Genomic DNA, 15040 nt, shown 5'->3' with positions numbered 1-15040 from the left:
AACTTATCGCTTACTTTGATTTTTCGAGGCTTTTTCGCAGCTCCTCCACTTTTTTGGGGTCTATATGTTTCAGGAGGCTATCAGCAGTTTTCTGTGCCTGCTCCGTCTGCATCAGTTCCTGTAGCTCCTTCATTTTTTGCGGGTCTGCATTTTTTAACACACTGTCCGCCATTTGCTGTGCCTGCTCTATTTGCTCCGGCGATACATTCGGGTGTTCCATCCCTTCTATGCCTCCGCTTCCTTTCATTTTATCCGTTCCCATTTTCATCAGGGCCGCCATTGAAAAGTCTACCTTCCATTTGCCTTCTTCCTTAACAAGAGAGATCTCTGAAGGCTCCTGTTTTTTGGTCTTGCTGGTTACTTTAATATAAGCCGTATCTCCGGAGATACGGGGCTCGCCAAATTCAACATCCCTGAATTCCTTAGTAGGGTCTTCTTTGACGGCGGAGGTATCCATTTTCTGGGCCATATCCATTCCTTTTTTGATCATGTCGAGCGTGGATTTACTGTCCTTGGTGGCCAGCTGGGCGGCGCCATCGAGATCTTTCTTTGCCAGCTTTTCAAAAAAGCTAACAAGCACTGCTTTGGGATCATTGCTGCCGGATTGGCAACTTAAGAGGCCTGCCGCCAGCAGGAGGGCAACGGGTAGCAACTGAATTACTTTTTTCATAATGTAAAATGGTTTTAGAATGCAAATGTAGGTACAATAAACGATGGTATCACGGGCTCGCCAATATCGGGTATTCTATCTTTTTTATAAGCGTGGCATAGGGGTTCAGGAACAGGTCATCAATAGAAATATAGACGGGGGGCTGCTGCTGCGCAATGGGTAAAAGACGGCCATCCATGCTTTTATTGATACTTTTGAATACAAACTCGGAACAATACATCCGGTCGTCGGTCTCAAAATTGAAAAAGAGATCAAAGGGAAGCCGGTTCTTATAATATTGCCGCACAATGTTGATGAGCCGCTGCTGCTCTTCTTTGCTTAGCGGGTACCGGTAAACTGCTATCCGGTCGTTATCGGCAGGATCTGAAAAGCTATCGAGGAGCTCTTTTTTTAACTGCTGCGAGGGGTTATAGCTGCCGCCAATGGCATGGTAGACCCATACCCTGCCTTCTTCCACGGCAATAATACCGCAATGCGAAAAGGAAGTGTCCTTGCGGTTAAACCTCCGGGTGGCCTGGCTGGTGGCATCCGTTCCGTTGCGGAGCACCAGGTCGCCCGATCGCAACAACGGTTTCAGGCTGTCCAGTTCCCGGGACAGGTTGTGACCCGGGCCGTCGCCGGGTTGCGCCTCCTGGCATCCGGCGATAAGCAACAAAAGAAAAAGGCGGCCCCACGGCCACCCTTTAAAGGTAAAATGGAAAATTCTACCCCTATGATTTCTGATGATGCTCTCTGGGGAAGCGTTGCTCCTGCTCTTCATGTTCTTTATGATACGCTTTAATGATCGCTTTTACCAGGCGGTGCCGTACCACATCTTCTTCATCCAGCTCAATATGACTGATGCCGGGGATGTTCTGCAGGATCCTGACAGCGGTCTGCAAACCGCTTTTTTGGTTACGGGGCAGATCCACCTGTGTCATATCACCGGTGATGATGGCTTTGGCATTGGCGCCGATCCGGGTTAAGAACATTTTTAGCTGCAGGTCGGTAGCGTTCTGCGCCTCATCCAGGATGATAAAGGCATTGTCCAGTGTGCGTCCGCGCATATAGGCCAGCGGAGCGATCTCGATCGTCCGCGTGGTCATGTAATAGCCCAGCTTATCGGCGGGGATCATGTCATCCAGCGCATCGTAGAGCGGCCGCAGATAGGGGTCGATCTTTTCTTTGAGATCGCCCGGCAAAAAGCCCAGACTTTCGCCAGCCTCTACTGCTGGCCTGGTGAGGATGATCTTTTTTACCTGTTTGTTCTTAAGGGCCCTTACGGCCAGGGCAACAGCGGTATAGGTTTTACCGGTACCCGCCGGCCCGATGGCAAAAAGAATATCATTTTTTTCTGCTTCCTGCACCAGCTTTTTCTGATTGGCGGTACGTGCGCGCACCGATTTGCCGTTAGGGCCAAATACCAGGACCTCATTGGGATTGCGTTCCTGGAAATGATCGATGGTTTCCATATCATCGCCGCCCAGGATCTGGTCAAAATAGTTTTCGCTCAGGTGCCCGTTACGCTCAATATAGGAAACGATCAGGTTGATCTTCTCTTTGGCTTCGGCTATTTGCTCGGGAGCGCCGCTGAGTTTGATCTGCGTGCCGCGGGAAAGTATTTTAAGGAGCGGGAATTTCTTTTTCAGGATGTCCAGTTTGCCGTTGTTAACCCCAAAAAAATCAATGGGGTTTACTGTCTCCAGGTTAATGATTGCTTCTGTCAATGTTTTCCTTGTTTTAGTTAAAAATCCTTCTTCTCAAATTTATATAACACTCCGTAAAGTAATGAATTTATTTTATGCACAGGGTGTGTATTTTGTTAAAAGAGCCGGGATGGGAGCATTGAGACAGGAGATGGGTTTGCATGTTGTCTCAATTCCCGGTTCTCAAATCTCAATCCGGATAAATAATGTTATTTTGCCAAAAATTTTTTATATGGCAATTGTAGCTCCTTCTTTATTGGCTGCGGATTTTCTTCATTTGCAACATGAGGTGGAGATGGTGAATCAAAGTGAGGCAGACTGGCTGCACCTGGATGTGATGGACGGTCAGTTTGTGCCCAATATCAGCTTTGGTCCCATGGTGATTGAATTTGTAAAAAAAGTAACGACGAAGACCTGCGATGTGCACCTGATGATCGAGGAACCTTCCCGGTATTTTGAACAATTTAAAAAGGCAGGTGCAGATCATATCAATATTCATATCGAAACCTGCCCGCGATTGCACCAGGATATTCAGCAGATAAAAGCAATGGGATTAAAGGCGGGGGTTGCCATTAACCCGCATAATCCTGCCAGCCTCCTGAGTGATATCATTGCAGATGTGGACATCGTTTTGGTGATGAGCGTGAACCCGGGTTTTGGCGGGCAGCAATTTATTCCGAATACCCTCAATAAGATCAGGGAAATTAAAAAACTTATCCGGGAGAAAGGGTCCTCTGCGCTCATCAATATCGACGGCGGCGTTACGCTTGGCAACGCCGCAGAGATCGTTGCAGCAGGCGCCGATGTGCTGGTGGCCGGAAGTACAGTATTTGGATCAAAGGACCCGCTGGGGGCAATACGTGAATTAAAGAAGTTATAGGCGGGGCCTGTTCCCGGAGGGGGCCGGCGAAATGATATGAGGCGGTCTTAAAAGTCGCTTTCGGGCGTATTGTCCTCCGGAACTTGTTTCAGCATCCGTTGATGGGTAGCCGTTTTAAATGCCGGACAGAAGCTGAAACGAGTTCAGCCTGGCATTGCCCGGCATCAAAAAATAAAACCATTGAATGAATTTTAAACAGGCTCTAAATGCCGGTTGCAATTTTCAATACGTCCTCCATCCTGCTTACATAGTGGAATTTGAGTCCTTTTATAAAGCCGGTTTCTACTTCTTCAACGTCTTTCTGGTTTTGTAAACAAAGAATGATCTCTTTAAGCCCGGCACGTTTGGCGGCCAGGATCTTTTCCTTGATCCCGCCAACAGGCAATACCTGTCCGCGTAATGTAATTTCCCCGGTCATCGCCAGGTAAGGCTTTACCTTTTTGCCGGTCAGCACGGAGGCAATGGAGGTCATCATGGTAATACCCGCGCTGGGACCGTCTTTGGGGGTAGCCCCTTCCGGCACATGTATATGTATGTTCTTTTTCTGGAAAAGAGTGCTGTCGATGTTGTATTGCTCCGCATTTGATTTCAGGTAGGTCAATGCTGTAGTAGCGCTTTCCTTCATTACATTGCCGAGGTTCCCCGTCAGGTGTAATTCGCCCTTCCCGTCGCTGAGACTGGATTCTATAAAAAGGATATCGCCCCCTACATAGGTCCAGGCCAGGCCCACGGCTACACCGGGGAGGTTCACGGTCTTATACAGATCGTTGCTGTAGCGGGGTTTGCCCAGTATCTCCTGCACGATATCTGTTGTGAGTGGTGATTTTATTGCTTCGCCCATTGCCACTTTTTTTGCCTGGTTGCGCATAATGCTGGCCAGTACCCGGTCCAGTTCCCGAACGCCGCTTTCGCGGGTGTAATCGGCGATCAGCTGGGCCAGCACTTTGTCCGAAAACCGGATATTGCTTTTGGCCAATCCATGCAGCTCTTTTTGTTTGGGGAGCAAATGGCGTTTGGCGATCTCGATTTTTTCTTCAATGGCATACCCACTAAGATCGATGATCTCCAGGCGGTCACGCAACGCGGGCTGGATGGTCTGGATATTGTTGGCGGTTGCTATGAACAGCACCTTGCTGAGATCGTATTCCAGCTCCAGGTAATTGTCGTAAAAATTGTTGTTCTGCTCGGGGTCCAGCACTTCCAGCAGCGCACTGCTGGGATCGCCCCGGAAATCGTTCCCCACTTTATCAATTTCGTCCAGCACAATAACGGGGTTACTGCTTTTTACTTTTCTCAATGATTGGAGAATACGCCCCGGCATGGCCCCGATGTAGGTTTTGCGGTGCCCGCGGATCTCGCTTTCGTCGTGCAGGCCTCCCAGGCTTAACCGTACATACTTGCGGCCCAGTGCACTGGCAATGCTCTTTCCGAGCGAGGTTTTCCCAATGCCCGGAGGGCCCAGGAAACAGAGGATGGGACTTTTCATATCCCCTTTTAATTTCAGGACCGCAAGGTATTCCAGGATCCGCTCTTTGATCTTGGCCATGCCATAATGATCATGATCCAGTGTTTTTTTGGCGTTCTCAAGATCGTACCGGTCTGCCGTGTACTCCTCCCATGGCAGGTCCAGCATGAGGTCTACATGGTTGTACACAACCGAATAATCGGGGGTGCTGGGGTGCATCCGCTCCAGTTTTTCGATGCCTTTTTTAAAGGCCTCCTTTGCAGCTTCCGGCCATTTCTTGCTCTCGGCCTTTTTCTGCATTTCTTTTATCTCCTGGCTGTTTGTATCGCCCCCCAGTTCTTCTTTAATGCTTTTGAGCTGCTGTTGTAAAAAGTATTCCCGTTGCTGTTTATCCAGCTCCGTACGGGTCTTATTGGTTACTTTGTTTTTCAGCTCAACAAACTGCAGCTCTTTTTGCAACAGCTGCATCAGGCTGCCGGCCCGCTCCCGGATGTCATCCATTTCCAGCAGCTGCTGTTTTTCCTCTACAGAGGTATTCAGATTACTGCTTACAAAATGAATGAGGAAGGAAGGCTTTTCAATATTCTTCAGAATAATTGAGGCTTCTGAAGGAATATTGGGCGATTGCTGAATGATATTGGTGGCCAGGTCTTTGATATTGGCGATATGTGCTTCAAAATCGGCGTCTACAGGAGTTTCCGTATCCGGGATCCTTTTGATGACCGCTTTGAAATAGGGGTCGATGCTGCTTATCTGCCCGATGGAAAATTTATTCCTGCCCTGGATGATAACGGTTGTACCTCCGTCGGGCATCTTGATCAGTTTAATGATCTTGGCAATGGTTCCGATCTGCTCCAGGTCCCCGGCCTCAGGGTTTTCCTGGTTGCTGTCCTTTTGGGCTACCACACCTATGAATTTATTACCCTTGTAGGCTTCGTTTACGGCAAGGATACTTTTATCCCTGCCCACCGTAATGGGTAGCACCACCCCCGGGAACAGCACCGTATTCCTCAGTGGAAGGATCGCAATTTCGTCGGGTATCTCGTCCAGATTTTCGTCACCTTCACTCTCGTTGAGTGGAATAATTGGCAGAAAATCCATCTCATCTTCCGGTCTAAATTTTATATCAAACTTCATTAGTCTTTTTTAACAGGACAAACTGGCATAGCCTTTTGGATACGCCTGTTTCTTAAATAGAACTTTTAGCAGGTCAATTGTAGTGCCACAAGCAAAAATGCGGAAAGATTGACGGATTTTTAATGTAAAATATTTTATTACCGGGAAAAATGACGGGTTACATGCCTGTGCCGTTTCAAAAATTGTCTGCTCCGCTGCGTTGCCCGGCCCCAAACGGGCCAGCGGTATCCATGACTGGTTATCATTTATTTAAATAATAAGAACGGGCAACGGAGTGCTACAGGGCAATCCCCACGGCTACCTGTATTGCCTGGTTCTTCCACTTTTCCTGGCTGGGCAGGTCACTTACATTGCTCAGGCCGATCACGTACCTTCCGGATACGCGGAAGGCACTCAACTGGAGCTGTACGCCGCCCAGCATTGAAAAATCTCCTTTCTTAAACGCGTCTTTCCCGTTATTCAGCAGGTCCTTGTCGGAACTGGTAAGAATACTGAATTGCGGTCCGGCCTCAATATGCAGGGGACCTGCCAGTTTCAGGTTCAGCAGGACCGGTATGGAAAGGTAATTCAGTTTTGCCTTTGTCTGCTCCTTGTTAAAATCGGGCAGTACGTTCTTAAAGCTGGTATCGCGGGTGCCGGATGCCTGGGAATAGATCAGTTCCGGGTTTATGCTCAGCTTCTGGCTTATGCCGATTTCTGCAAAAGCACCCAGCAGGTAATTGTAATTGAATGCTTCTTTAAAGCTCTTGCCATCGATCTTGGTGGCATTAACACCCGCTTTGGCGCCGATATGAAACTGTGCCTTTAACGTAACGGTTAAAAAAAAGCAGAGGACCAAAAGGGCAGTAGTCTTTATTGTTTGCATAATGAAATCAGCTATTTAAGTACTAAAATTAGACAAAAAATACCAATGGATGATGCATTGGGTGCATGAAATATTATTGAAATTCAAAAATGGTGATCTCCGGCAGGATGCCGACCCTGCCCGGATAGCCGATAAAGCCAAATCCCCGGTTTACATAAAGTTTCTGGTGCCCTTTTTCATAAAGGCCGGCCCATTGCTTATAAACGTACTGAACAGGGCTCCACCGGAACCAGGGAAGCTCCACGCCAAACTGCATGCCATGGGTATGCCCGCTCAGCATCAGGTCAATGTCGGGATACCGGGTATTGACCTCCGCGTCCCAGTGCGAGGGATCATGGCTCAGCAGTATCTTAAAGGGGTATCGGGCGGCTCCTTCGGCAGCTTTTGCCATATTGCCATAGCTGTGAAACCGGGCCTTGCCGCTGATGTTCTGTACGCCGATCAGCCCGATCTGTGAGCCGTTCCGTTCCAGCGGCAGGTGCTCATCCAGCAGGAGCCGCCAGCCCATCTGGCCGTGGATCTGCTTCAGCCGCTCCAGGTTAGCTGTTTTTTCAGCCCCGTCTTTCCAGTGGTGATAGTCTCCGTAATCGTGGTTCCCCAGCGTGGAAAATACGCCCATGGGTGCTTTTAACCGGGAAAATACATCGATATAGTGTTCCATTTCGGAAGCAATATTATTTACAAGGTCCCCGGTAAATACGATCAGGTCCGGTTTTTCACCCAGGATCATATCTATTCCCCGGTTTACCGCGGCTTTATTGCTGAAGCTGCCGCTATGGATATCCGAGATCTGCAGCATCCGGAACCCCCTGAAACCTTCGGGCAGGTTGGGATAGGTGAGCCGTATTTTCCGGATCTTGTAATTATATTTATTGGTCATTCCGAATATGAAGCTGGAAAAAATGGTACCCCCTGCTGCAACACCCAGCCAGGTGAGGAAATTGGACCGGGTGATCGTTTCCGCATCTGCGCCCGAAACTTCGCCTACTTCATTATTGACGGAGGAAAAGAGTTTTCCGCCTACCCATTGGGCCAGCCGCCGGATATCGTCTATCAGGAAAAACAGGGCGGCAAGGATCTTGGCGAGGAACAATGCAAAAATGATGGTAAAGATCACGCTTCTACGCAGCCGGCCGGCATCGTGGTCCGGCAGGTAAGGGATGAGCAGCAGGGTTCCCAGCGCAAGAAAGGTAACGCTCCAGTAAATGAGGGCAAACAGGCCCCGGTTCTTTTGAGAGGAGTAGGCGAACAGCGAGGACCGGATGGCTATAAAAATATAGAGATCAATAAGCAGCATTATCAACAGCATCACCCACCAAAAAGAGGCATTCCGCATAAAAGGAAGATTTAATCCGCCAAAACTATATAAAATCCGGCGGTCAGTGTCCATTTTCAGGTAAATTGAAAATGTGAAAATAGGAATCCCGCTGGCTGCCGGGGGTGGAAATGCGGATCCTGCCAGGCTTTTAGCGGTCAGCTCCGGCAGGCCGATAGCCAGTAGGCAATCGTGCACCGGGTATGAAACGCAGCAGGCTTCTTCCGAAGCTTCGGAGCTGAAACTAACGGAAGGATGGCAAGCAACGAAGTTGAAGGCGATCTGCAGAAAGCTGACTGCTGGCTATTGCCCGCTGCCTCCGGCCTGCTTTTCGCTTTTTATCGGTTTTTAGAATATCAAATACTTTACATTTGCTTAATTGAAAATTTTTAGTGTTTTTTTGCACCCGTTCAGACAGAATTAAGAATTATGGCAAAAATTATAGGAGTAGCAAACCAGAAAGGGGGAGTTGGCAAAACCACAACGGCCATTAACCTGGCGGCAAGTTTTGCTGTTCTGGAATATAAAACCCTGCTGGTAGATGCAGATCCGCAGGCGAACAGTACAACGGGAGTAGGGTTTGACCTGCACAATGTTACGCATAGTCTGTACGATTGTATGGCCAACCAGGCACCGGCAAGGGAAGTGATCCTCAAAAGTGATATTCCGAACCTGGATCTGATCCCTTCTCATATTGACCTTGTTGGGGCTGAAATTGAAATGATCAATTACCCGAACCGGGAAATGGTGCTGAAAAATATCCTGGAGGCGGTGCAGAACGAGTACGATTTTATCGTGATCGATTGTTCCCCGTCGCTGGGGCTGATCACCGTGAATGCTTTAACGGCAGCAGCGTCTGTTGTGGTGCCGGTTCAGTGTGAATTCTTTGCACTGGAAGGGCTGGGCAAGCTGCTGAACACTATTAAGATCGTTCAGAGCCGGTTAAATACCGAACTGGTCATCGAAGGTATCCTGATGACGATGTACGACTCGAGGTTGCGGCTCTGCAACCAGGTTGTAAGTGAAGTACGGCGTCATTTTGAAGACAAGGTGTTTGATACTATTATTCATCGTAATTCAAAGCTCAGCGAGGCTCCCAGTTTTGGGAAACCTGCCATTTTGTATGATGCTATGAGTAAAGGGGCCCTCAATTATCTGAACCTTGCAAAGGAGATCCTGCAAAAGAACGATATGACAAAGATCGCTAACGAACATAAAATTATTGAATAGAGCCCTGTTCATAGTTTAAGAAACTTCAAACGGAAAATGTCAACAACAAAGCAAAATAAAGATGCGCTGGGTAAGGGGATCCGGTCCCTGCTGGGAAGTATCGACGCCGAGCTGAAAGGCAGTGGCGGCGAACAGCTGAAAAAAACAGTGGTGGAAAACGCTGTCAATATCCTCAGGATCCCGGTAGCGGACATTGAGGTAAACCCCAAGCAGCCCCGGCATGATTTTGATGAGCAGGCATTGAAAGAGCTGTCCGATTCTATAAAGATCCACGACATTATACAGCCGCTTACCGTTTCAAAAACCGCTACCGGCAAATACCGGCTGATTGCGGGGGAACGCCGTTTACGGGCTTCCAGGATGGCCGGACTGATTGATGTACCGGCTTATATACGGCAGGCCAATGACGCACAGCTGCTGGAACTGGCCCTGCTGGAGAACCTGCAGCGCGAAGACCTGAATGCTGTGGAAGTGGCATTGAGTTATAAGCGGATGATGGATGAACTGGACTACTCGCAGGAGCAGGTTGCCGAAAGAATGGGCAAGGACCGCAGTACCATTGCCAATTTTATCCGCCTGCTCAAACTGCCGCCGGATATACAACTGGCCGTGCGCAGCGGTGAGCTTTCTATGGGGCATGCCCGGGCCATTATTAATGTGGACACGGTAGAAAAACAACTGTTTATCTTTAAGGAGATAAAGGATAAAGGCCTTTCTGTACGCCAAACGGAAGTGCTGGTGCGTAACCTTTACAAACAGGCCGGCACAGCTAAAAAGCCGGTAAGCAGGGGCGGGCTTTCCACCTCTTTTCAGCGGATTGAGGACAAGCTGGCCTCCCAGTTTGATACCCGTGTAAAATTGAAGCACAGCAACAACGGCAGCGGACAGATCACGTTCGATTATTACTCGGTGGAGGAATTGAACAAGCTGCTGCACAACTTTAACGTATCGGTAGATTAATTAGTGCTTTATTTGCATGATGCAATTCCTGAACAAAATAATACTGCTGCTTTTCTTTGTTGCAGGGACCGGAGGATCACTTTGCGCGCAGAACACGGATTCTATCGCTGTGCGCGATACGCTTCCTGCGAAGACAGATACTGCCGCCGAGGCAAAAGCAGCGCTGAAGCATGCGGCTAAAACAAGGGAAAAATACATTGATACCATTGCCAGAAAAGATCCGCGTTACCGTAGCCCGGGAAAGGCTGCGTTACGGTCGGCCGTGCTTCCCGGATGGGGCCAGGTATATAACCGGAAGGTATGGAAGGTGCCGATCGTTTATGCGGCATTGGGCGCTACCGGCGGACTTTTTGTGAATAACCTGGTCTGGTACAAACGGTTAAGAGCTGGTTTTATTGTAGCTACAGATTTTTCAAAACCCCTGAAAGAAGGTGAGGTAAGGGATAGTACCGGTTATTTTAAGCTGGACAAATACGTGCAGAAGATATTTTTTGGCCAGAACAGTGATCGGTATGAAGTACTCCGGAGCACAAGGGATGAATACCGGAAAAGTGTGGATTATTCTTTCGTATTCTTCCTGATAGCCTGGGGGCTGAACGTAATGGATGCCTCGGTAGATGCGCATCTGAGCACTTTTGATGTATCGCCCAAGCTAAGCCTGCGGGTACAGCCGGGCTTCAGTGAAATGGCTAATACCAACGGGCTGAGTCTGGTCATGCGGATCAAATAGGAATCTCAAATCTCATCCCGGTAGTTATCGGGACTCAAATCTTAAAATAACATGAATATTGCGCTTATCGGATACGGAAAAATGGGAAAAGCAATTGAAGCGGTTGCCCTTGAAAGAGGACATGAAGTGGTGCTGAAAATAGATGTGAGCAATGCGCAGGAGCTGAACGCGGAAAATATCGGTAAAGCAGATGTTGCTATCGAGTTTACCGGACCGCATACGGCATTTGAAAACCTGGTAAAACTGATCGGTTTGGGCATCCCGGTGGTTAGTGGCTCTACCGGTTGGCTGGAAAAGATGCCCGAGCTGCTGGATGTTATTAACAGGAACGAGGGCACATTTTTGTATGCCAGTAATTTCAGTATCGGTGTAAATTTATTTTTTGAGCTCAATAAGAAGCTGGCCGCGCTTATGCATAAGCATGGATCCTATTCCGTAAGCCTGGAGGAGATCCATCATACCGAAAAAAAGGACGCTCCCAGCGGAACGGCCATTACACTTGCCGAGCAGGTAATGGAAGTATATACCGAAAAAGCAAAATGGGTTAATGATGTAGTGCCGAGGCCTGAGGAACTGCTCATCACCAGCAAACGTATTGATCCCGCACCCGGTACTCATACGATCACGTACAGCTCTGAGATCGACGACATCGCTATTACCCATACCGCCCACAACCGTAAAGGATTTGCCCTGGGGGCTGTACTGGCAGCCGAATTTATAAAAGACAGGAAGGGCGTGTTTTCCATGAAGGATGTACTGGATCTTTAAGGCTACCGGGGCGGGAGTCTTCGTGCCCGGCAGGGAATCCTTACTCCTTTAAATCTGCTTTGCCGCCACTGAATCCACTGAATTGCCGGTTTTGCGTTCGCCTGCCAGAAAAGCAGGGGTTTTTAATAACGCCGCTTAAGTATTCTCTGCTTATCGGGGCGGGATCCTGTTTTTAGCTATTTTTATTTTCCTGTATAGTGCTGCCATTGAGCAGGAGCATAAACTGAATGCACTTCTGATAGAAAGATATGCAGCAGATGCAGGAATTGATGAATTTTCCTGCGGAAGGCCCGCAAAAAGCAACAGATCCGCAGTGAAAACAGGAACGCTCTATGATTATAGCCAGGGCGTATATTTGCCGGATGAAACAGATAAATCGTAATAAGTGACTGTCATTAGCAAAATAGCGTATGGTCTGGTTATCTTTTTGTTTTGCCTCAGTGCCTGTTTTGACCGGCCATCTGATGCGGAAATTGATGCGTATACCGATCGATGCAATGCTTCTAACCTATGCAGGGAGGGCCTTGCATTCACGCTGACCGGTTTTCAGGAAAATGAAATGCAGGAGGTAAAAACAATTATCAAAGATGCAAACGGAACGATTGTAAAGGATACCGTTCAAAAACTGGACACATTGAATGTCAGTGCGTCTGTAAAGCCGGGAACGATTTTTGAATACACGTTAGACTCCTTTTATTTGAATAGTATCATTATGATTGAAATGGCGGGGAAAAAACTGGTCCTTTCTGACTTTCATCTCAGCGCTAAAACGGGTAACAATGCTGCGGGAGGCGCCATGATCTATGATTGTGGCCTGGATAGTGCAATGATAAATGGAATAAGACGTAATTTTTATTATGGCATAGTGCTAGACAAAAAAGATTTTTAATGGTGAACAGTAGCAGAGCCTTTTATAAGTTAACGGCTTTTGAAGAAGTGATGCTCCCCAATGGCAACGGGACATTTTAAGAAGGGGCCGGAATTGAATTTTTATCTGTGATCCAATAAGCAAGGGCTGAACGCCGGTTGCCTGAAGTCCGCTTATTTAAAAGGCAAATTAATAAAGAACAGTTTACTGCGATCCATACCTGGTTGGCAGAAAGCAATGTTTATAACATAAAGAAAGACACAAAAGACAAACCCGTGAAGCAAATATTATTATTGATGATTTTGGGAACCACGCTTGCCCCCCGCGCTCAAAATAGTAACGGAACGGAACATCCGGTAAGGGATATCTACAAACAGGTCCGGTTTAGGGATCAGGCCATTGAGTATCGCGCCAATATACAGATAGGGGCTTCCTGCTTTGAGTTTTATGTAAATGATTTACTGGTAGCGTACTATTTTGGTAATGCTAATGGTACCTTCTATACCAGCACACCGGTAAACAATGCAATCCTGAAATCAGGAACGCAAAAGTGGAAGCTTATTTTGTATCCCGCGTTTCTGAACGGTAAACAGGAAAATACGCTTTCAGGAAATCTTCTCGCATCTGTCAGTATAGAAGGATTAACAGGTACACGCGCCGGAAACAGGGCAGGAGCAACGGCCCGGCTTATTGCCATTTCACAGCAGGAACCGGGCAGTATATCTGCCACTGCCGGAAAGCCGCTGGCTGTATATGAGGGCGAATTTAGCGCTGCAGTTCCTTATACGCTTCCGGGCTGGAACAATAGTGAGGACCTGACAAAAGAGGATGAAAAGAAATTATTGCAGGAGGTAATCGAGGTCAATCAGCGTTACCTGGATCTGTTTAAAAATAAAGATATTAACGGCCTCCAGGCAATGGTGTACAAAAAAGAACAGGAAACCCAGCAGGCAGATTTCGATGACCAGGCAGGAAGCAGCGAGAATTATACGGCTTATACCGGAGTTTTTGACCTGCCCGATGCTGAGTTTTTACCTATAGAAAATTATAAGCTGAAAATTTTTGGTAATGGCCGGCTGGTGACCCTTGTCAGGAAGGATTTTCCAAATATTGATGAACCTGTTGTGCGGATACGCTATTCAAAAAACGGAAGAAGGAGGATAAAAGCGATGCAGGGCGTATTTCATAAGCCGGCAGGTTCCGGTCATCTGGAGTTGATCCGCTGAATACACCAGCGCCGTTTTCAAAAACAGTCTCCTGGCCCGCTGCTCAGGGGGAAGTTTCCCGGCAGTAGAAACGACCCCTTCATGTAGTGTATCTCCGCCCGCAGGCGCCTGCATTTCAGATTCCCCGGTGCGCGCGTTGTAAAGAGACCGGCCCCCGAAGCCTGAAAGCAAGGCCTGCATATAACGACAGTTTTAAAGAGTTCCGGCAAAACGATGTTTCACATTGATATATACGGGGAGCAACTGGGAGAAAACCGGGGTGGGAAGGGTACAGGGCTCCGGCCGGAACGGAAATTAAGGAGCACTACCGGTGTGGATTTTGCAAAAAAAGCCCCCTCCGGCGGAAGCACGACTATTTATACAAACCCGGAAACTAATTTTGTGTTGAATTTTCCCGAAAATCCTTATTTTTAACCCATAATAGACCTCGAAAAGTTATTATCTAATTCGGCTAAATTTGTGAAGACCTGAAAATCATTATGTCGTCGCTTAGCTGAAGCGATGTTTGTGAGGTTTATATTATATATATTATTTCGTCACAGACAAAACCTTATGTATGGCGCAATTGACCGAACCTATGTTTAGCATAAACGGGAGCCCGTTAATGCAGTTTACCTCTTTTTCCCTTATCCAGAACATTTTTGCTCATCACCAGTTTACGTTGGTTTGTCCTGCGGAGTCGATCGACGGCAGGTCGGGTATGTTCACGGCCTCCAAAGAGATGATCGGCGGCAGTTTTGGCGCGCGTATCAGCGGGGTGGGTCTTTCAGGCACGGTGTTGTTCAACGGGATCATTACGGGAGTGGAGACGGCTCGTTTTACGGGTCATCACGGGGATGTGATCATAACGGGCTACAGCCCTACGATCGTTCTGGACAGTGGTCCTCATTGCAAGAGCTGGGAGAAGAAAGCGCTGAAGAATATAGCGCAGGATGTGCTGAAGTTTTTTCCGCAGAACCTTTTGGAGCCCCAGGTACAACCGTTGTATGGGGAGACGCTGGCCTATACGGTACAGTATAAGGAAACGGCCTGGGAGTTTTTGCACCGGCTGACGGGTACGTATGGGGAGTGGCTGTTCTGGGATGGCCGGAGCCTGGTAGTGGGTCCTCCGCGGGATCAGAAGAAAACGGAGCTGGTGTATGGGCGTCATCTGAGCCGTTTTAATGTGGCGCTGGAGGCGCGTGCGACGGAGCAGCAGCTGCTGGCCTGGGATTACCTGAACAGCCAGGTGTACAGCAGTG

16 protein-coding genes are annotated in these 15040 nt (G+C 48.1%); 10 read left to right on the top strand and 6 right to left on the bottom strand.

Features of this window, described 5'->3' with window-relative positions; all coding sequences use genetic code 11:
• Positions 1-10 precede the first annotated feature (10 nt).
• Genes BLS44_RS16775 through BLS44_RS16765 form a run of 3 tightly spaced genes read right to left on the bottom strand, consistent with a single transcriptional unit; the run spans position 11 to position 2376 of the window.
• A complete protein-coding gene (locus BLS44_RS16775; RefSeq protein ID WP_090391386.1) occupies positions 11-670 on the bottom strand; it encodes a DUF4878 domain-containing protein in 660 nt (219 codons plus the stop codon).
• Between the two features lie 49 nt (positions 671-719).
• Positions 720-1325 carry a YiiX/YebB-like N1pC/P60 family cysteine hydrolase gene (locus tag BLS44_RS16770; protein WP_176954455.1) on the bottom strand — a complete coding sequence of 202 codons (606 nt, stop codon included), beginning with the start codon at positions 1323-1325 and terminating at the stop codon, positions 720-722.
• Between the two features lie 55 nt (positions 1326-1380).
• Complete coding sequence (locus tag BLS44_RS16765; RefSeq protein WP_090391384.1) at positions 1381-2376, bottom strand: PhoH family protein; 996 nt, start codon at positions 2374-2376, stop codon at positions 1381-1383.
• A gap of 211 nt (positions 2377-2587) precedes the next feature.
• Between BLS44_RS16765 and rpe the strand changes: the two genes are divergently transcribed.
• The gene (gene rpe / locus BLS44_RS16760) at positions 2588-3235 is read left to right on the top strand and encodes a ribulose-phosphate 3-epimerase (protein ID WP_090391552.1); all 648 of its coding nucleotides are present in this window, start codon (positions 2588-2590) and stop codon (positions 3233-3235) included.
• 202 nt (positions 3236-3437) lie between these two features.
• On the opposite strand, the gene lon is transcribed toward rpe, so the two are convergent.
• The 3 genes from lon to BLS44_RS16745 all read right to left on the bottom strand — a co-directional run bounded on the left by lon (position 3438) and on the right by BLS44_RS16745 (position 8092).
• Complete coding sequence (gene lon / locus BLS44_RS16755; RefSeq protein WP_090391383.1) at positions 3438-5837, bottom strand: endopeptidase La; 2400 nt, start codon at positions 5835-5837, stop codon at positions 3438-3440.
• Positions 5838-6114: 277 nt separating this feature from the next.
• Entirely contained in the window at positions 6115-6702 is a 588-nt protein-coding gene (locus BLS44_RS16750; protein ID WP_090391382.1) for a porin family protein, read from the bottom strand.
• A gap of 73 nt (positions 6703-6775) precedes the next feature.
• Positions 6776-8092, bottom strand: coding sequence for a metallophosphoesterase (locus BLS44_RS16745; RefSeq protein ID WP_245729243.1), 1317 nt, complete (start codon positions 8090-8092; stop codon positions 6776-6778).
• A gap of 19 nt (positions 8093-8111) precedes the next feature.
• Here BLS44_RS16745 and BLS44_RS16740 point away from each other — a divergent pair, with 19 nt between their 5' ends.
• From BLS44_RS16740 to BLS44_RS16700, 9 genes are all read left to right on the top strand, one after another.
• Positions 8112-8369, top strand: a complete 258-nt coding sequence (locus BLS44_RS16740) for a hypothetical protein (RefSeq protein WP_090391381.1) — start codon at positions 8112-8114, stop codon at positions 8367-8369.
• Between the two features lie 77 nt (positions 8370-8446).
• A complete protein-coding gene (locus BLS44_RS16735; protein WP_090391380.1) occupies positions 8447-9247 on the top strand; it encodes a ParA family protein in 801 nt (266 codons plus the stop codon).
• A gap of 36 nt (positions 9248-9283) precedes the next feature.
• Entirely contained in the window at positions 9284-10207 is a 924-nt protein-coding gene (locus tag BLS44_RS16730) for a ParB/RepB/Spo0J family partition protein (RefSeq protein WP_090391379.1), read from the top strand.
• 16 nt (positions 10208-10223) lie between these two features.
• Positions 10224-10937 carry a DUF5683 domain-containing protein gene (locus BLS44_RS16725; RefSeq protein ID WP_245729242.1) on the top strand — a complete coding sequence of 238 codons (714 nt, stop codon included), beginning with the start codon at positions 10224-10226 and terminating at the stop codon, positions 10935-10937.
• Positions 10938-10988: 51 nt separating this feature from the next.
• On the top strand, positions 10989-11705 hold the full coding sequence (dapB, locus tag BLS44_RS16720) for a 4-hydroxy-tetrahydrodipicolinate reductase (protein ID WP_090391377.1): 717 nt from the start codon (positions 10989-10991) through the stop codon (positions 11703-11705).
• Positions 11706-12090: 385 nt separating this feature from the next.
• On the top strand, positions 12091-12594 hold the full coding sequence (locus tag BLS44_RS16715) for a hypothetical protein (protein ID WP_143019820.1): 504 nt from the start codon (positions 12091-12093) through the stop codon (positions 12592-12594).
• A 254-nt stretch (positions 12595-12848) separates the two neighbouring features.
• Positions 12849-13799, top strand: coding sequence for a hypothetical protein (locus tag BLS44_RS16710; protein ID WP_143019819.1), 951 nt, complete (start codon positions 12849-12851; stop codon positions 13797-13799).
• A gap of 213 nt (positions 13800-14012) precedes the next feature.
• The gene (locus BLS44_RS16705) at positions 14013-14213 is read left to right on the top strand and encodes a hypothetical protein (protein ID WP_090391374.1); all 201 of its coding nucleotides are present in this window, start codon (positions 14013-14015) and stop codon (positions 14211-14213) included.
• A gap of 142 nt (positions 14214-14355) precedes the next feature.
• A partial coding sequence (locus BLS44_RS16700) for a contractile injection system protein, VgrG/Pvc8 family (protein ID WP_218127770.1) occupies positions 14356-15040 on the top strand: 685 nt, incomplete at its 3' end.

The organism is Niabella drilacis, from assembly GCF_900101395.1.
GTDB classification, from domain to species: Bacteria; Bacteroidota; Bacteroidia; order Chitinophagales; family Chitinophagaceae; genus Niabella; species Niabella drilacis.
Note: the sequence above shows the minus strand (reverse complement) of the source record. Positions and strands in the feature narration are given on the sequence as shown.